Source organism: Sinimarinibacterium flocculans, from assembly GCF_003201205.1.
Taxonomy (GTDB): Bacteria; Pseudomonadota; Gammaproteobacteria; order Nevskiales; family Nevskiaceae; genus Solimonas; species Solimonas flocculans.
This window is the reverse complement of the sequence record NZ_QICN01000002.1, coordinates 61,940-78,500: the sequence shown is the minus strand read 5'-3', so window position 1 is coordinate 78,500 and position 16,561 is coordinate 61,940. Positions and strand designations below refer to the sequence as shown.

The following is a 16,561-nucleotide window of genomic DNA, read 5'->3' as shown; positions in this document are numbered from 1 at the left end:
CCGCGCTCAGCGCCACAGCAGCACCCCGGCAATCAGTCCGGCGAGCTGCAGGCCGAAGGGCGCGACGATGCCGCGCAGCATCTCGCGACCGCCGATCGTGGCCGCGACGCCGGCCTTGAACGCGAGGTTGGCCGCACAGGCGATGGCGATCGCGATCACCGCGGTGGCGGCCTCGATGCGTCCCTGATCGGACATCTGCATCGCCGACAGGCTGATCGCATCGACCTGGGTCAGGCCGGACAGGCCGGCGACGGCGTACAGCCCGGCGGTGCCGAGCATGTCGTTGGCCACGGCGGTGATCGCCAGCACCACGGTGAACACCAGCACGAACAGGAAGGCGCTGCGCAGGTCCGCCGGATTCTTCATCTCGAGTTCCGGCTTGGCGTTCTCGCTGCGCAGGCGCAGCCACATCCGCAGCGGCAAGGCCAGGCCGATGACCAGGGCCGTGCCCAGCACCGGCGCCAGCGTCGGCAGCAGCGCCGGCGATGCGGCGACGGCGATCGCGCCGACGCGCAGCAGCATGGTCAGGTTCGCCAGCGAGGCGATCAGTGCCGCGGCCGGCGCCGGCACGGCGCCCTCGCGCGCTCGGCGCGAGAACGTCAGCGTCGTCGCCGTGCTCGAAACCGCACCGCCGAGCAGCCCCATCGCCAGCACCGCGTGGCGGTGGTCGAAGAGCTTGAGCGCCGCGTAGCCGGCCAGGCTCAGGCCCGAGATCAGCACGACGAGCAGGCCGATGCGGAACGGGTTGATCGCGTCCCAGGGGTCCCAGGTGCGGTCGGGCAGCAGCGGCAGCAGCACGAAGGCCACCGCGGCGAACTGCACGATCGCCCGCATCTCCAGCGTGGACAGGCGCTCCGAGAACCCGTGCAGTTCGGGACGGAAGTACAGCAGCGCGGTGGCCGCGACGCCCGCGGCGACGGCGATCTCGCGTTCGTCGTAGGCGCACAGCGCGGCGAGCAGGAAGCACAGCAGCAGCGCGGCGTTGGTGGTGGCGCCGGGCCCGTCGCCGTTGCGCGGACCGCGCAGCGTGTCGGCGACCGCGAGACCGGCGATGGCGATCAGCGTCGTTCCGAGCACCCACGCCGACTGCCCGGCCTGCGCGACGATCGCCGCGGTGGCGCCGGCCAGCGCCACCAGCGCGAAGCTGCGCAGCCCGGGGCCGTCGGCCTTGGCACGTTCGCGCTCCAGGCCCATCAGCAGGCCGATGCCGAGCGCGGTCAGATAGATGCTGACGAGAGTCCTTTCGTCCATGGCGGCGGCTCCGCAGGCAGCTTCGGCGAGATCAGCACGCGCACGCAGCCGGGGTCGTCCGGGTGCGCGGTGCGACGAAAGCCCAGTCGCTGTGCCAGACCGAGCATGCCGGCGTTCTCCATCAGCACGTCGCCGTACACGCTGGCCGTGCCGCGCGCGGCGGCGTAGTCGAGGATGTCCTGCATGAGCTGCAGGCCGAGCCGCTGGCCGGCGTATTCGCGGCGGATCAGCACGGCGTACTCGGCCTCGCGGCCGTCCGGATCGAATACCAGCGTGGACATGCCCAGCACCTCCTCCTCGCCTTGCTCGGGCACGGCGACGAGGCTCATCTCGCGGTCGTAGTCGATCTGCGTCATGCGCGCGGCCATCGCGTGCGTGAACTGGCGGATGTAGCGGAAGAAGCGCAGGCGGATGTCTTCCGGCCCGGCCTGCGACAGCATGCGTATCAGCGCCGGTTCGTCGGTCGGATGGATCGCCCGGATGCGGTAGCGGCGGCCGTCGCGCAGCATCGCGAAGTGTTCGAGTTCCGCCGGATACGGCGCGAGCGCGAGGCGGCTGCGCTCGGGCGGCGCCGCGGCGTCGACGGTGATGCGCGCGAAGCCGACCTCGGCGATGTCGTCGGCCGGCACGAGACGCAGGTCGGCCTCGGCGATGCGCGGCTGTTCGACCGCGAGCTGGGCGAGACGCGCGACGGCCAGGGCGTAGTCGCGGATGCGCAGCCCCGGCGGGGCCTGTTCGCGCTCGCCGAGGCCGACCTCGCGCAGCTTGATCGCGGTGATGACGTCGTCGAGCGGCGGCAGCGCCCAGGTGGTCGGTGCGAACGCGGACGCGGGGTCGAGCCGCATCTGCAGGTGCGTGCCGAGCTGCGGGTGCCGACGCAACCGCACGCGCAGGCCGCGGCCCTCGCCGCCGATCCACGCGGCCGGCTGCAGGCCGTAGGCGCCGAGCAGGGCCTGCGCCTCGTCCGCGGGCAGGATGCGCGGCGGGCTGCCGCGTTTCGCCGGCGCCAAGCGGGGCGGACCGTCGCCGGCGTGGACCAGCGGGTCCAGCGTCGGCGTCTGCATCAGCATGTCCTGCGTGTGGCGGTGCTCGCGCCGGTAGCGCAGCGCGCGCGCAGCGGCCTCGACCGACGCGAAGGCCGGAATCCGGGCTTCGGCGCAGCGACGCAGGGCCGGGGCGGCGCGCTGCTGGCCGAGAAACACCACCACCAGCTTCTCGCGCAGGCCGGCGTCGACCAGACGGCGTGCAAGCGCCTCGTCGTCGAGGCCCGGCGACGGGCTGCGCACGAGCATGACGAAGTCCACCAGCGGCGAGGACAGGGCGATGCGCAGCGCGCCGATGGTCGCGTGGTCGTCGGCGAGGTCGAGATCCACCGCACCGGCATGCATGCGCGCCAGCGGCGCCTGTTCGAGGATGCGGGCGCGCGAGACCTCGCCCGCAGCGGCCGGGGTCAGGCCCTCGCGCAGCAGTGCCGCGTGCGCGAGCTGGCAGATGCCGGCGCCGTTGCCGAAGACCGCGACCTCGCCGGTGGCGGCCTCGCCGACGCGGTCGAGCGCGGCCAGCGCCGAGAACAATGCGGTGACGCGATCGACCTCGACCAGCCCGGCACGACGGAACGCCGCCGAGAACACCGGGTCCTGCGGCGTTCCGGCGCTGTCTGCGTCGGGAGTCTGCAGCACGACGACCGGCTTGGAGCGCGCGCAGGCGCGTGCCGCCGACATGAACTTGCGCGCCGAGCGCACACGCGAGAGTTGCAGCACCACGGCCTGCGTGCGCGGATCGAGCGCCGCATGATCGAGCAGATCGCCGACGTCGACGTCGGCTTCGCCGCCGGTCACCGCCATCCACGAAAAGCCGAGCGCGTGACCGGCCGCCCAGTCGAGGGCGGCGGCGGTGATCGAGCGCGACTGCGCGATCAGCGCCGTGGTGCCGGCACCCGGCAGCGGCCAGGCCGAGGCGGTGATGCCGTGCGCGTGCGCCGTGCCGCCGGTGCGCGGGCCGAGCACGCGCAGTGTCGCGTCGTGACCGGCGCGCAGCACCGCGACCGGCACCGGCGCGTCGCAGGCCCAGATCATGCCGCGGCTGCCGTTGTCGGCCAGCCGGCGCACCAGGCGCGGCGTCACCGGTTCGGGGTCGAGCACGACGACCAGCTCGGACGGCGGCAGATCGCCCGGACGACGTGCGCGGGTCCAGCCGTCGCGCTCGCCCAGCAGGATCGTCCGGCGCGCGGGATCGAGCGCATCGAGCTGGCGCATGAGTTGCGCACCCGGCCGGTCCGCGGGAGCGCCGACGACGGCAACCGTCCGCGGTCGGAACAGGGCGTCGAGGTTGCGGATGCTCATGGCGTCAGGCCGGCAGCAGCTCGGCGCCCAGGAACGGCGAGAGGAAGGCCTCGACGCTGCGCGCGAGTGCCGTGAGATCGTAGCCGCCCTCCAGCGTGGCGACGACGCGCTGTTGCGCGGTGTCGGCGGCGATGTCGCGGATCAGTGCGCCGAGCCAGCGATAGTCGTCGTAGCTCAGCCGCAGGTCGGCGAGCGGATCCGCCGCATGCGCGTCGAAGCCGGCCGACACGAAGATCATCTGCGGTCGCTGCGCCTCCAGCGCCGGCAGCCAGGCCGCCGTGACCGCGGCGCGGAACGCGTCGCTGCGGGTATAGGCGGGCAGCGGCACGTCGACGAGATTGGCGGCTTCGGGCGCGCCGGTCCAGCATGGGTACAGCGGATGCTGGTAGCTCGACAGCAGCAGTACGCGCGGGTCGTCGCGGAAGATGTCGGCCGTGCCGTTGCCGTAGTGCACGTCGAAGTCGACGACGGCGACGCGCTCGAGGCCGCAGGCGAGCGCGTGGGCGGCGGCGACGGCGACGTTGTTGAAGAAGCAGAAGCCCATCGCTCGGGCGCGTTCGGCGTGATGGCCGGGTGGCCGCACCGCGCAGAAGCCGAGGCCGGCCTCGCCACGCAACGCACGCTCGACGGCATCGACGCCGGCCCCGGCCGCGCGCAGCGCCGCATCGACCGTGTACTGCGTGTAGGCCGTCTCGCCGTCGATGTCGACACGTCGCGGTCCGATCCGCCGATGCGCGAGCACATGGTCGACATGCGCGGCGGTGTGCGCGCGCAGCAGCTGCTCGCGGCTGGCCTCGGGCGCCTCGTGGCGCTGCATGAAGCCGCCGAGACCGCCGATCAGCAGGCGGTCCTCGATCGCGGCCAGACGCTCCGGCGATTCCGGATGGCCCTCCTCGATGAGGTGCCGCGCGCACAGCGGGTGCGTGATCCAGGCGACGGGCAGTTCGGCGCTCATGCCGGCAGTGTAGCGGGCGCGCCTTTCTGCCCGCTGTCGGCGGGGGTGCGCCGCGGGCGGCTCAGCTCCGGCGCCGCTGCTGCTGGCGGGCGCGCCCGAGTTCGCGCAGACGCGCGAGCAGGCCGACACTGGCACCCGGGAACAGACTGCCGAACTTGGCCATCGCGCCGCGATGGGCGGGCAGCGTGATCTCCAGCGGCGCATGCGGCAGGGCGCGCTCGAAGACGGCGCGGCCGATGTCCTCGACGGTCAGCGGCGAAGGACTGCCGGAAAACGTCATCGCCGCCTCCTCGCGGTCGACCTGCTGGTCGAGCATCGGCGTTTGCACCGCATCCGGGCAGATGGCCGTGACCCGGATGTTCTTCTCGCGCAGCTCGAAGGCGACCGCGAGCGTGAAGCCGCGCACCGCGAACTTCGAGGCCGAGTACAGCGCCAGCCCCGGCACCGGCGCGACGCCGGCCAGCGAGGCGATGTTGATGATGCGGCCGTGGCCCTGGTCGAGCATCACCCGCGTTGCGGCCTGCGTGCCGAAGATCACGCCCTTGGTGTTGATGTCGAGCTGCAGGTGCACGTCGTCGGCGCTGAACGCGTGGACCCAGCCCGGCCGGATCACGCCGGCCACGTTCATCAGCACGTCGAGCCGCTGCCAGCGGTCGAGAACCTGCCCGATCAGCGCCGACCATTGCGCCGGATCGCGCACGTCGAGCGTTGCCGCGAGCAGCCGGTCGTTCTGGGCATGGGCCTGCAGCGTCGACAGTCCGTCGCGGTTGACGTCGGCGGCGCAGACGCGTGCGCCGCGGCGCAGCAGTTCGGTGGCCAGATGCAGGCCGATGCCCGACGCGGCGCCGGTGACCAGGTGGACCTGCTCCTGCACGGCGCTCATGCCGCGGCCCTCGGCGTTTCGCGCCGTGCCAGGCTGCCGTAGCACAGGTCGCCGACCGTGAAGCTCGGCGCGGTACGCGGGAACAGCCAGTAGCCCGCCGACTCCGACGACGGCGCGAGGTTCGGCAGTCGCTCGTCGCGCGGGTCCGGCCCGGCGATGGCCTTTTCCTGCACCATCGAGATGTACTGGTCGACGCCGTACTCCAGCGTGTTGCCGTTGAGGATGACTTCCGCGCCGGTGGCGCGCGCGTAGTCGGCGACGCCGGGAATCCGCGACAGCTGCGGCACGTAGGCATCGAGGCTCACGCCGTTCTCGCTGGTCACCTTGAGTCCGTCCGGCGTGTGCGCGACGATCGAGTGGTTGCCTTCGGTGTGACCCTTCGTGCGGACGAGCGCGACCCCTTCGCCGAGCAAGGTGTCGTGATCGAGCAGGATCACGCGGTCCATCGGCACGCCGTCGATCCCGCCGGGGCAGTACCACTGGTTGTGCCAGGGGATCAGCGCCTGCGCCGACATCCATTCCTCGCGCATCACCAGCAGCCTGGCGTTCGGGAACACCGCAGGCTTGCCGTGACCGCCGAGCCAGCGCGTAAGGTTCTGCGTGTGCAGGTGATCGTAGGTGATGTAGTCGATGTCTTCCGGCGCGAGGCCGATCTCGGCGAGCCGTTCGAGCACGGTGGCGACCTTGCGGAAGACCAGCGCCTCGCCGAGTTTCGAGAACGCGCCCATCGATTCGTCCAGCCGCTTGAAGAACGGCGTGGCGCGCTGAAACTCCCAGTCCGAAGGCGACACGAGCAGCGTCTTGAGTCCGTCGCTGCCGTGGAACTGCACGACGAACAGGCGGTTGCACAGGTGAATGAACGGCGGCAGCGTGCCGAAGCCGTTGAGGTAGCCGAACTTCGCCGGGTACGGCACGCGCACCAGCTCCATCGAGCGGTAGTACGGCACCGGCCGGCCGCGCAGCATGCGCGTGCGCAGGGCGACGCCGGCCGCGCGCACGTTCTCGACACGGTCGAGCGGGCGCGCGGCATCGCGGGCGCCGTCGAAGTCGGTGATGCGGATCAGCGGGGGGTCGGCGGGCGGTCGCATGGCGGAGTCCGGGGTGCAGGCGTCAGGAATGCGCCACGCTATTGAGTCGACCTGCACATCGCAAGCCGAAAATTCCGCTTACCCCGTCATGCACGAAAAAAGAACGGGCCTTGCGGCCCGCTCTTTCCGCCACCGGCGGCTGCGGCCGGTGACTTGGCGTGTGCGGCCGGATCAGCCGGCCGGCACTTCGCGGCAGTTCTCGCGATAGCTCACTTCCTGATCCGGGTAGTTCTCTTTCGCGACCTTGTTGCCGACGTAGGCGCCGCCCACGGCACCCGCTGCCGTAGCGGCGTCCTTGCCGCTACCACCGCCAAACTGGTGGCCGATCGCGGCACCCGCGGCGCCGCCGATGATGGTGCCGGCCACCGAGTTCTTGCCCCATTCCTTGTTGGTGACGACGCGTTCGGTCGTGCACTCGGTCTTGGTTGCCGCGACCTCGTTTGCCTCGTCCGAGCGGGTCGCAAACACCATCGCCGACGTGACCACGACAGCTGCCGCAACACCGCTCACGATTCCCACGGTCATCTTGTTCATGTCCATATGCCTCATGCGTCGAGCGCAAAGCCACGCTCTGCGGGACGCACGATAGGAACGCCGCGCTGAATCGCGGCTGATCCTGCGCGCCGCGTCGATCAGCGCGCGTTCAGCGTCGCACTGCAGGGACCCCGGCCGTTCTCGCGGGCGCCTCGGCGGTTTCCGCGAGCACCCAGTCGACGAAGGCCTGCACCTCGGGCCGGAGGGCGGCGCGCGGTTCGGTGATCAGGTAGAAGGCGCGCGACGAGGTCGGTTCATCGCCGCTGCGATGGCCGTCCGCGAAGGGCATCACCAGCCGGCGCGAGCGCAGGTGCTGCGTCAGCAGCGGCAGGCGTCCGAGCGCGACGCCCTGGCCCTCCAGCGCCGCCTGGATCATTTGGTCGTAGATCGAGAAGCGCAGGTCGCCGGCCGGCTTCAGGTCGCCGAGCCCCTGCGACTGCAACCAGTTGCCCCACTCCAGCCACGGCGTGGAGTCGAGGTAGTCGTCGTGCAGCAGCACGTGATGCCGCAGGTCCGCCGGCACGCGCAGCGGCCGCTTGCGGTCGCGGAGCAGCGCCGGACTGCACATCGGCACCACCGATTCGCCGAACAGCTTCGTCGCCTGCGCCGGTGCGCGTTCCGGTGCGCAGTAGCGGATCGCGACGTCGATGCGGTCGCGCGACAGGTCGAAGACCGCGTGGTCGGCCGAGATGCGCACGTCGATCTGCGGGTGGTGCTCGCGAAAGCGCGGCAGTCGCGGAATCAGCCACAGCGATGCGAAGGAGATCGTCGTCGTCACCGTCAGCGTGCGCGCGGTGTGCAGGCCGCGGATCTCGCGGGTCGCCGCCTCGAGCAGACCGAGCACGTCCTGGGTGCTGCGATAGAGCAGCTGACCCGCATCGGTCAGCAGCAGCGCCCGATGGCGGCGCTGGAACAGCGGCGTGCCGATCTGCGCCTCCAGCGCCTGCACCTGGCGGCTGATCGCCGATTGGGTCAGGAACAGCTCGGCCGCGGCCTTGGTGAAGGACAGGTGGCGTGCCGCGGCTTCGAAGCCGGTGAGCAGGTCGAGCTGGGGAAGGTCGCGCCGGGCCATTGATGCATTCCTGTAACGCATGCAAGCGATGCAAACGTATCGTTTGAGCGGGGTGTCTAGCAAGTCGAGAATGTCGGCCAGTTCGGCAGAAATTCCTAGGAAGAAGAGGTTTTTCATGCCGCCGGCACCCCCCGCATCAACCGGAGTCAACCATGCGCAACAATCATCCTGTATTCGCCGCTGTCATGCTCCTCGGCGCCCTGGTGCCGGCCGTCGCCGCCGGCGAGCCGCTCCCGCCGCCCGCTCCGGCACGCGACACCGGTGTCGCCGCCGTGATCGCCGATCAGGGCAACCGCGCGCTGCTGCAGATTCGCGTCGACATGCACGAGGCGCTGGCCGCGCGACAGCCGCCGGCCCTGCGCGGCTTGCACGGCCTGCGATCGGCGCCGGCGCTGTCGGGCATCGTTCCCGGCACGCTCGGCGAGCGGCACAGCGGCGCCTGAGCGGGTGGGGCGTCCGGCGGGACCGGTGCGCAGAATGCGCGTCGGGCCTGCTCGCATGGACACCATGACCGCTCCGATCGAGCCGCGCATGCGCGCGGCTGCCGTCCAGCTCGACGCCGAAGTCGGCGACGTCGCCACCAACCTCGAACGCATCGAGCGTCTCGTCGACGAGGCTGCCGCCAGCGGCGCGCGACTGATCGCCGTTCCCGAATTCTGCACCTCGCGTCTGCCTTTCGATCCCCGCGCCCACGAGGCGGTGCTGCCACCGGACAACGCGGCCGTCGCGCTGTTCCGGCAGCTGGCGGCGCGGCATCGCTGCTGGATCGGCGGTTCGATGCTGGTTGCCCAGCACGGCGAGATCAGCAACCGCTACCACTTCGTCGAGCCGGACGGCCGCGTGCACGTGCACGACAAGGACTTGCCGACGATGTGGGAGAACGCCTTCTACGGTCCCGGCAGCGACGACGGCGTGTTCGAGACCGCTCTCGGCGGCGTCGGCGCCGCGGTGTGCTGGGAGCTGATCCGCACGCAGACCGTGCGTCGCATGCTCGGCCGCGTCGCCGTCGCGGTGACCGGCACGCACTGGTGGACCTTGCCGAGCAACTGGGGCAGCGCCGTGAACCGCGGGCTCGCGTCCCTCGCGCAGTTCAACCGCTACCTGTCCGAGAACGCGCCGGCCGAGTTCGCGCGGCGGCTCGGTGCACCGGTGCTGCAGGCATCGCACTGCGGCCGCTTCCGCACCGGGTTCATGGTCGCACCGGGCGTGCCGCTGGCGGCGCCCTACGACACCGAGTTCGTGGGCTGCACCCAGATCGTCGATGCCGACGGGCACGTGCTCGCACAGCGCCAGGCGCAGGAAGGGCCGGGCGTGGTCGTCGCCGAGATCACCCTTGGCGCGCAGGCGCCGCGACTGCCGCTCGAGGAGCGCTTCTGGATTCCGGAGCTGCCGCTGTTCCTGCGCGCCTACTGGCATCAGCAGAACCTGTGCGGCAAGGCCTACTACCGGAGCCGTGGCCGCGCCGCCGGCCTCGCCGCTGCGGAGAAGCACCAGTGACCGCCGACCTGTTCTGCCTGCTCGCCGCCGGCGTGTTCTTCACCAGCGGCTTGCTGACCGGCGTCTGGAAGTACGTGGCGATCATGAACGCCGAGACTGCGCAGGCGCCGGTCTACGTCGACATCGCGCATCGCACGAGTCTGATGTACGCATTCTCCGCAATCCTGCTGCGCGAGTTCGTGCCGTACTCGCCGCTCGGACCCACCGGCACGCTGTGGGCCGTCGCCGTGCCGATCCTGTTCTTCGCGTCGGCGATCGCGATGTACATCCTGCACGGCATCCTGCGCGATACCGACAACCAGCTGCGCCGCCCGCATGTGCTCGGCCGCGGCACCGTGCCCGGTGTGCTGATCACCGTGTACATGGTGGCGCTGATCGCCGGCGAGATCGGCGGCTTCGCCATCCTGTTCTACGGGCTGTTGCGCAGCGCGTTCTGACCCCATCCTTTCCGATCGGGTCGAGTAGCCCGCGTAGCAGGCGTATCGAGACCTCGGCGGCGTCCGCTCACGCGCAGAGCCCCCTCGATACACCGCGGGCTGTGCCCGCGGCACTCGGGACGAACGGGGAGGGCGGCTGCTATCGTGCCGCGCATGACTGACGCCGCACCGCCCCAGGGTTCCGAGACACCGTCACCGGACCTGCTCGAATCCATCGCCGAACCGGCACCGACGCAGCGACGGCTGCGCTCGCTCAGCGGCCTGTGGCCGTTCCTGAGGCCGTATCTGCGGCAGGTGGGCCTCGCCTTCGTGCTGCTGTGCCTGGGGTCCGCGGCGATGCTCGCCGTGCCGCTGGCGCTGCGCGACCTGATCGACCACGGCTTCGACGGCGGCGGCGCCATCAACCACTACTTTCTGGGCCTGTTCGGCATCGCGCTGTTCTGGGGCGCGGCCATCGCCGGGCGCTTCTACTACGTGAGCTGGATCGGCGAGCGCGTGACCGCGGACCTGCGCAGCGCCGTCTATCGCAGCATGCTCGCGCAGTCGCCGCAGTACTTCGAGACCACGCGCACCGGCGAGGTGCTGTCGCGCCTGACCGCGGATACGACGCTGGTGCAGACCGTCGTCGGCTCGTCGGTATCGATGGGCCTGCGCAGCGCCTTCCAGTTCGCCGGTGGCCTGATCATGTGCGCGGTCACCAGCCTCAAGCTGTTCGCGGTGACGCTGGTGCTGCTGCTGCTCGTGGTCGTGCCGCTGATCGCCGCGGGCCGGCGCGTGCGCAAGCTGTCGCGCGAATCGCAGGACCGCATCGCCGATACTTCGGCAATCGCCAGCGAGATTCTCAATGCGATTCCGACGGTGCAGGCCTTCGTCAAGGAGGGCGACGAGGCTGCGCGCTACGACCGCACCGTGGAACACAGCTTCCGGTCCGCGATCCACCGCACGCGCTGGCGGGCCGGTATGACCGCCGCGGCGATCGCCGGCGTCTTCGGCGCCATCGTCTTCGTGCTGTGGCTGGGGGCGCAGGCCGTCATTGACGGCACGATGAGCCCGGGTCAGCTCGCATCCTTCGTGCTGTACGCGGCGTTCACGGCCGGCGGCATCGGCGTGATCTCGGAAGTGTGGGGCGATGTCATGCGCGCCGCGGGCGCCACCGAACGCCTCATGGAGCTGCTGTCCGCCGTGCCCGCGATCCGTGCGCCGGCCGTGCCGGCAACGCTGCCGGTGACGCGGCAGGCGCGCGTGGCGTTCGACGGCGTGCGCTTCAGCTATCCCTCGCGACCGCAGCAGCCTGCGCTCGACGGCATCACGCTCGAGGTCGGCGAAGGCGAGACCGTGGCGCTGGTCGGCCCCAGCGGTGCCGGCAAGACCACCGTGTTCCAGCTGCTGCTGCGCTACTACGACATCCGCGAAGGTGCGATCCGCTTCAACGGCATCGACCTGCGCCGGCTCGACCCGGCGGCGCTGCGCGCGCAGATCGGCATCGTGCCGCAGGATGCGGTGATCTTCTCGGCCAATGCGATGGAAAACATCCGCTACGGCAACGCCGACGCCAGCGACGAGCAGGTGATCGCGGCGGCGCGAACGGCGCTGGCCGACGAGTTCATCGCACGACTGCCGGACGGCTACGACACCTTCCTCGGCGAGCGCGGCCTGCGGCTGTCCGGCGGTCAGCGGCAGCGCATCGCCATCGCCCGCGCCATCCTGCGCAACCCGCCCCTGCTGCTGCTCGACGAAGCCACCAGCGCCCTCGATGCGGAGAGCGAGGCCCTGGTGCAACGCGGTCTCGACGCCGCGATGAAGGACCGCACGACGCTGATCATCGCCCACCGGCTCGCCACCGTGCAGCGTGCGGACCGCATCGTCGTGCTCGAACAGGGGCGCGTCGTCGAGAGCGGCCACCCGCAGCAGCTCATGCAGCAGGGCGGTCTCTACGCGCGGCTCGCCAACCTCCAGGTCGTCGCCTGACCCGTGCAGCCTGCGCGCGTCGTCGTCCGGCCCGGCGTCGTGTTCGCGTACACGCTGACACAATGACGCTCACGCCCGCCCGCCGGAGACCGCCGTGACATCACCCCTGCCGATCGTCGAGAACATCTGGACCGTGCGTGCGCCGCAGACCTTTCTCGGCCTGCACGTCGGCACGCAGATGACCATCGTGCGCCTGACCGGCGGTGGACTGGTCCTGCATTCGCCGGTCGCGATCACGCCGGAACTCAAGGCGCAGATCGACACGCTGGGTCCGGTGCGCCACGTGATCTGTCCGGCGATGTTCCATCACCTGCATGCCGGCAGTGCAATCGCCGCCTGGCCGCAGGCCAGACTCCATGCGCCGGAAGCCCTGCAGCGCAAGCGGCGGGACCTGCGCTTCGACGCCGTGTTCGGCGAGGTGCCGCATCCGGACTGGGCGGACGACCTCGTCGCGATCACCATCGACGGCAGCCTGCTCGGCGAGACGGTGCTGTACCACAAGGCCAGCAAGACCCTGATCACCGTCGACCTGGTCGAGAACTTCTCCCACTGCGACCACGCGCCGACACGCTGGTACCTGAAGCTCGGCGGCATCTACGGCCGCCCCGGCTGGCATCCGCTGCTGCGTGCGACCTACCTGAACCGGCGCAAGGCGCGCGTATCGATCCAGCGCATCCTCGCGCTGCCGTTCGAACGCGTGCTCGTCGCCCACGGCGATAACATCGAGCATGACGCCGGCCGCGTGATCCGCGAAGGACTGCGCTGGCTGCTGTGAACGCTGCGCGCGTTCACCACACGCCGTTGGTCACGCGCACGACGTAGAAGCCGCCGTAGCCGTCGGTGTACCAGATCTCCTTGCGCTCGGGCACGAAGGACGGGCTCGACATGGCCCAGTTGCTGGCCTCGAACACGGGCGTGAGGCGCGGGTTGACCGGCGCGTTGAAGTAGGCGATCTCGCGCGGGCGGGCGGGGTCGCGGATGTCGAAGACGCGCAGGCCGGAGACGATCATGCTGCACGCGGCGATATCGGGGTTCACGCGCGTCGGCACGTTGCAGTAGTGGCCGGCGTAGCCCTGCACCGGCAGGAAGGCGCCGGGATCGTTGGCGATCAGATCGCGGTTCTCCGGCTCGTGCACTTCGAGCCGCAGGTTCGAGACGATCTGCGGATTCGTCTCGTCGCTGATGTCGATGATGCGACCGGCACCGACGGTGTCGCCGTGCGCGGTCACGCTGCCGCCATTGGTCGAGTACTCGTCGATCTCCAGCAGGTAGGGCCGGCCGTCGCGCGTGAACGGAATCGCGTTCTGCGGGATGGTCTGGTTGTCCCACGAGATCGTGGCGATCTCGCGCACCTGCGGGTCCGCCTTGCGCGCCTGGATCTCGGAGACGTCGAGAATCAGCACGCCGTGATCGTTGCCCGCGGCGAGATAGGCACGGTTGCCGTCGGCACTGATCGACAGGCCGTGCGAGGTGTAGTCGCCGGTCCACAGGCGCTGCGACAGCAGCGGATTGGAGATGTCGACCGCGGTGAGCGTCGGCGTGCCGGGCGAGGCGGAGTAGAAGGTCTTGCCGTCCGGCGAGATGCCGCTCTCGTGTCCGAGCACGCCGGTGAGCGAGGAGGAGCGCAGCTGCGGCTGGCGGCAGTCCGGCTCGAGGTCGTAGACGTCGACGATGCCGGGATAGAAGGAGGGGTTGCCGAGCACGGCGGCGAGCACGCCGCCTTCCTGCGAGACCACCAGCGACTCGTGCGGCGACAGCATCGCCGGCGTGACCAGGCGTGCGGTGCGCACCGGGTTCGTCGGGTCGCTCATGTCCATCACGTTCACGCCGGCCTCGAAGTCGACCAGGTTGGTCGGATAGAGCAGCGTGGTGTCGTAGTAGGCGCAGTCGCGGCCGCTGCTGTCGGTGTAGCGTTCGACCTTGAAGCCGCCGACGGTGCCGATCGGGTTCTCCGCGCCGAAGTGGCCGACCAGCTCGGTGTTGCAGGTATAGCCCTCGGTCGCGCGACCGCTGTCGTGTTCCTCGCGGCTGACACGGCCCTGCATGCCGGTTTCGGGCTTCGATCCCGGACCGCACTCGGCCTTGGGCGTCGGGCCGTCGACGACGACCGGCGTGCCGCCGCCATCGCTGCCGCAGGCAGTCAGCAGCACGGCGAGCGCGGCGCTCGGCAGCAGGCGGTTCAGAGACGACATGGGGTTCTCCTCGCGAGAATGATCGTTATGCCGTGAGTATATCGGCGCGTCCCGCCATTCCCTGATTGCCGCAGCGCAGCCGCGGCGTGGCGGCAGCGCCCTTGGCAGGGACGGCCGGACTACCGGGGTGGGGCCTCGGCCGCGGCCATCGCCGCGAGCATGCGCTGGAGCAGGTAAACCTCCTTGGACTGCTCCAGCACCACGCGCGCAGCCAGTTCGCGCACGACCTGGACGCGCGCCTGCTCGGCGGCGAAGCGCGCCATCGGCAGTCCGCCCTCGTGGTGGGCGAGCATCAGCCGCAGGAAGTGTGCATCGCGCTCGCGGCCTTCGAGCTGGTGCAGGCGGTTGACCTCATGGTCGGTGGCGAGACCGGACATGCCGGTCGGCGAGCGCTGGCAGTCGAGCAGGTAGTCCAGCTCCTCGGGCGCCAGCGGCCGGTCGGCGAGGCGCATCCAGTCCATGCCCTGCCTGGCGGCGATCAGCGGCGCGTCCCACAGCCGCAGCCAGCCGCGCATCTCGCCGAGTTCGAGCAGTTGTTCGGCGACGATGCTGCGCGCCAGCGGCGTCAAGGGCGTCGGTCGTCCGTCCAGCATCAGCTGCGCCATGCCGATGGCCTGCTGATGATGCAGGCTCATCGATTGCGCAAAACCGATGTCGATCGGTCCGGGAAGGGGGATCGCCTGTGCCGGTGGCGCGCCCAGGCGCGGCAGCGCCAACGCGAACAGGCCGAGCGCCAGCAGCGCGATGGCCGCCGCGAGGACAACCGAGGTCGCCTGCCGCGTCGTGCGCGCGTCACCGTTCGCGCGGGTCCGGCCGAACAGTCGGTTCACCACGCGTCGTTGGTCACCCGGACCACGTAGAAGCCGCTGTACGCGTCGCTGTACCAGATCTCCCTGCGCTCCGGCACGAACGCCGGGCTCGATACCGCCTGGCTGGCCGGCGCCGCGTCGAACAGGCCACGCGCCTCCATCGGGGCGTTGTAGTAGGCAATCTCGCGCGGATGATGCGGATCGCGGATGTCGAAGACGCGCAGGCCGGACAGGATCATCGTGCATGCGGCGATATCGGGGTCGATCCGCGTCGGCACGTCGCAGTAGTGCGCCGCGTAGCCGCCGGTGACCGCATCGGCGCCCGGGTCGTCGGCGACGGTTTCGCGGTGCTGCGGTTCGTGCACCTCGAGCCGCAACTGCGAGATCACCCGGGGCTCGGTCTCGTCGGCGATGTCGATGATCCGGGCCGCGCCCACGTGCAGCCCCGTCGCTGCCGGAATGCCGGAGGTGTTGCTGTTGCTGGCGAACTCGTCGAATTCCAGCACATAGGGCCTGCCGTCGCGGGTGAACGGAATCGCGTTCTGCGGGATGCTCATGTTGTCCCAGGTCAGGCGCGAGATCTCGCGCACCTGCGGATCGGCCTTGCGCGCCTGGATGTCGGAGACGTCGAGGATCACCATGCCGGTGCCGGTCAGCGATGCCGAAGCGAGGAAAGCACGGTTGCCGTCGGCGCTGACCGACAGGCCGTGCGAGCGGTAGTTGGTGGTGAGCAGGCGACGCGGGTTCGCGGGATCGGAGATGTCCACCGCGGTCAGCGTCGGCGTGCCGACGGAGGAGGTGTAGAAGGTCCTGCCGTCGGGTGCCATGCCGCTCTCGTGGCCGAACACGCCGGTCAGCGACGATGCGCGCAGCTGCGGGTCGCGGCAGTCTGCCGACAGGTCGTAGACGTCGACGATGCCGGGGTAGGCGATGATGTTGCCCATCACCGCGGCGAGCACGCCGGCCTCCTGCGACACCAGCAGCGACTCGTGCGGCGACAGCATCGCCGGCGTCACCAGCCGGCGTGCGAGCACCGGGTTCGCCGGGTCGCTCATGTCCATCACGTTCACGCCGATGCTGCCTTCGAGCAGGTTGGTCGGGAACAGCGTCGTCGTGTCGTAGTACGCGCATTCGCGACCGGCCTTGTCGACGTAGCGCTGCACCTTGAAGCCGCCGACGGTGCCGAGCGCCGTCGGCGTCGTGTAGCTGCCGACCAGTTCGGTATTGCAGGTATAGCCCTGTGCGGCGCGTCCGCTCTCGTGGTCCTCGGCGCTGACGCGCCCCTGCAGGCCGGTCTCGGGCCGCGAGCCCGGACCGCAGCGGGCCTTGGGCGTCGGGCCCTGCGCGACGGGCGCCGCGCTATCGCTGCTGCTGCCACAGGCGCCGACCGTCGTGGCGACGGCCAGACACAGCGCGAGACGGATGACTACGCTCATCGCCGATGCTCCCCCTTGTCGTCGCCGGAGTATATCGGCGGGGCGATCGCCCGCTGCGCGGGCACTGCCCGCAGCGTCAACTGAGGTTGCCGCGGGA

Annotated in this window: 15 protein-coding genes; 5 read left to right on the top strand and 10 right to left on the bottom strand. The window is 70.6% G+C overall.

Annotated features, from left to right (window positions below):
* Window positions 1-6: 6 nt before the first annotated feature.
* The 7 genes from C8D93_RS04120 to gcvA form a co-directional block, all read right to left on the bottom strand.
* A complete protein-coding gene (locus C8D93_RS04120; protein ID WP_110263911.1) occupies window positions 7-1,251 on the bottom strand; it encodes an MgtC/SapB family protein in 1,245 nt (414 codons plus the stop codon).
* Complete coding sequence (locus C8D93_RS04115; protein ID WP_110263910.1) at window positions 1,218-3,593, bottom strand: bifunctional acetate--CoA ligase family protein/GNAT family N-acetyltransferase; 2,376 nt, start codon at window positions 3,591-3,593, stop codon at window positions 1,218-1,220. Before C8D93_RS04115 ends, C8D93_RS04120 begins: the two co-directional genes overlap by 34 nt.
* Before the next feature lie 4 nt (window positions 3,594-3,597).
* Entirely contained in the window at window positions 3,598-4,548 is a 951-nt protein-coding gene (locus tag C8D93_RS04110; RefSeq protein ID WP_110263909.1) for a histone deacetylase family protein, read from the bottom strand.
* A gap of 61 nt (window positions 4,549-4,609) precedes the next feature.
* Window positions 4,610-5,431, bottom strand: coding sequence for an SDR family oxidoreductase (locus C8D93_RS04105; protein WP_110263908.1), 822 nt, complete (start codon window positions 5,429-5,431; stop codon window positions 4,610-4,612).
* Window positions 5,428-6,519, bottom strand: a complete 1,092-nt coding sequence (locus tag C8D93_RS04100) for an MBL fold metallo-hydrolase (protein ID WP_110263907.1) — start codon at window positions 6,517-6,519, stop codon at window positions 5,428-5,430. Before C8D93_RS04100 ends, C8D93_RS04105 begins: the two co-directional genes overlap by 4 nt.
* A 171-nt stretch (window positions 6,520-6,690) precedes the next feature.
* Complete coding sequence (locus C8D93_RS04095; protein WP_170123886.1) at window positions 6,691-7,053, bottom strand: glycine zipper 2TM domain-containing protein; 363 nt, start codon at window positions 7,051-7,053, stop codon at window positions 6,691-6,693.
* A 109-nt stretch (window positions 7,054-7,162) separates the two neighbouring features.
* On the bottom strand, window positions 7,163-8,125 hold the full coding sequence (gcvA, locus tag C8D93_RS04090) for a transcriptional regulator GcvA (RefSeq protein WP_170123885.1): 963 nt from the start codon (window positions 8,123-8,125) through the stop codon (window positions 7,163-7,165).
* A gap of 152 nt (window positions 8,126-8,277) precedes the next feature.
* Here gcvA and C8D93_RS04085 point away from each other — a divergent pair, with 152 nt between their 5' ends.
* From C8D93_RS04085 to C8D93_RS04065, 5 genes are all read left to right on the top strand, one after another.
* Entirely contained in the window at window positions 8,278-8,568 is a 291-nt protein-coding gene (locus C8D93_RS04085; protein WP_110263904.1) for a hypothetical protein, read from the top strand.
* A gap of 64 nt (window positions 8,569-8,632) precedes the next feature.
* Window positions 8,633-9,622, top strand: coding sequence for a carbon-nitrogen hydrolase family protein (locus C8D93_RS04080; protein WP_211307199.1), 990 nt, complete (start codon window positions 8,633-8,635; stop codon window positions 9,620-9,622).
* Entirely contained in the window at window positions 9,619-10,059 is a 441-nt protein-coding gene (locus tag C8D93_RS04075; RefSeq protein WP_110263903.1) for a hypothetical protein, read from the top strand. Before C8D93_RS04080 ends, C8D93_RS04075 begins: the two co-directional genes overlap by 4 nt.
* Window positions 10,060-10,212: 153 nt before the next feature.
* Window positions 10,213-12,027, top strand: a complete 1,815-nt coding sequence (locus C8D93_RS04070) for an ABC transporter transmembrane domain-containing protein (RefSeq protein WP_110263902.1) — start codon at window positions 10,213-10,215, stop codon at window positions 12,025-12,027.
* 94 nt (window positions 12,028-12,121) lie between these two features.
* Window positions 12,122-12,802, top strand: a complete 681-nt coding sequence (locus C8D93_RS04065) for a DUF4336 domain-containing protein (RefSeq protein ID WP_110263901.1) — start codon at window positions 12,122-12,124, stop codon at window positions 12,800-12,802.
* A 13-nt stretch (window positions 12,803-12,815) separates the two neighbouring features.
* Here C8D93_RS04065 and C8D93_RS04060 read toward each other — a convergent pair whose 3' ends face one another.
* The 3 genes from C8D93_RS04060 to C8D93_RS04050 all read right to left on the bottom strand — a co-directional run bounded on the left by C8D93_RS04060 (window position 12,816) and on the right by C8D93_RS04050 (window position 16,464).
* Window positions 12,816-14,219, bottom strand: a complete 1,404-nt coding sequence (locus tag C8D93_RS04060; RefSeq protein WP_110263900.1) for an LVIVD repeat-containing protein — start codon at window positions 14,217-14,219, stop codon at window positions 12,816-12,818.
* A 119-nt stretch (window positions 14,220-14,338) separates the two neighbouring features.
* Window positions 14,339-15,049 (bottom strand): DUF305 domain-containing protein, encoded by a 711-nt coding sequence (locus C8D93_RS04055; protein WP_146216501.1) that lies wholly within the window; start codon window positions 15,047-15,049, stop codon window positions 14,339-14,341.
* Window positions 15,046-16,464: an LVIVD repeat-containing protein gene (locus C8D93_RS04050; RefSeq protein WP_110263898.1), complete on the bottom strand. Its 1,419-nt coding sequence runs from the start codon at window positions 16,462-16,464 to the stop codon at window positions 15,046-15,048. Before C8D93_RS04050 ends, C8D93_RS04055 begins: the two co-directional genes overlap by 4 nt.
* Window positions 16,465-16,561 lie beyond the last annotated feature (97 nt).

Coding starts and splice junctions, on each gene's coding strand:
- C8D93_RS04060 (WP_110263900.1), bottom strand. CDS start 14,219: ATGTCGTCTCTGAACCGCCTGCTGCCGAGCGCCGCGCTCGCCGTGCTG.
- C8D93_RS04100 (WP_110263907.1), bottom strand. CDS start 6,519: ATGCGACCGCCCGCCGACCCCCCGCTGATCCGCATCACCGACTTCGAC.
- C8D93_RS04110 (WP_110263909.1), bottom strand. CDS start 4,548: ATGAGCGCCGAACTGCCCGTCGCCTGGATCACGCACCCGCTGTGCGCG.
- C8D93_RS04095 (WP_170123886.1), bottom strand. CDS start 7,053: ATGAACAAGATGACCGTGGGAATCGTGAGCGGTGTTGCGGCAGCTGTC.
- C8D93_RS04080 (WP_211307199.1), top strand. CDS start 8,633: ATGACCGCTCCGATCGAGCCGCGCATGCGCGCGGCTGCCGTCCAGCTC.
- C8D93_RS04115 (WP_110263910.1), bottom strand. CDS start 3,593: ATGAGCATCCGCAACCTCGACGCCCTGTTCCGACCGCGGACGGTTGCC.
- gcvA (WP_170123885.1), bottom strand. CDS start 8,125: ATGGCCCGGCGCGACCTTCCCCAGCTCGACCTGCTCACCGGCTTCGAA.
- C8D93_RS04070 (WP_110263902.1), top strand. CDS start 10,213: ATGACTGACGCCGCACCGCCCCAGGGTTCCGAGACACCGTCACCGGAC.
- C8D93_RS04105 (WP_110263908.1), bottom strand. CDS start 5,431: ATGAGCGCCGTGCAGGAGCAGGTCCACCTGGTCACCGGCGCCGCGTCG.
- C8D93_RS04050 (WP_110263898.1), bottom strand. CDS start 16,464: ATGAGCGTAGTCATCCGTCTCGCGCTGTGTCTGGCCGTCGCCACGACG.
- C8D93_RS04085 (WP_110263904.1), top strand. CDS start 8,278: ATGCGCAACAATCATCCTGTATTCGCCGCTGTCATGCTCCTCGGCGCC.
- C8D93_RS04120 (WP_110263911.1), bottom strand. CDS start 1,251: ATGGACGAAAGGACTCTCGTCAGCATCTATCTGACCGCGCTCGGCATC.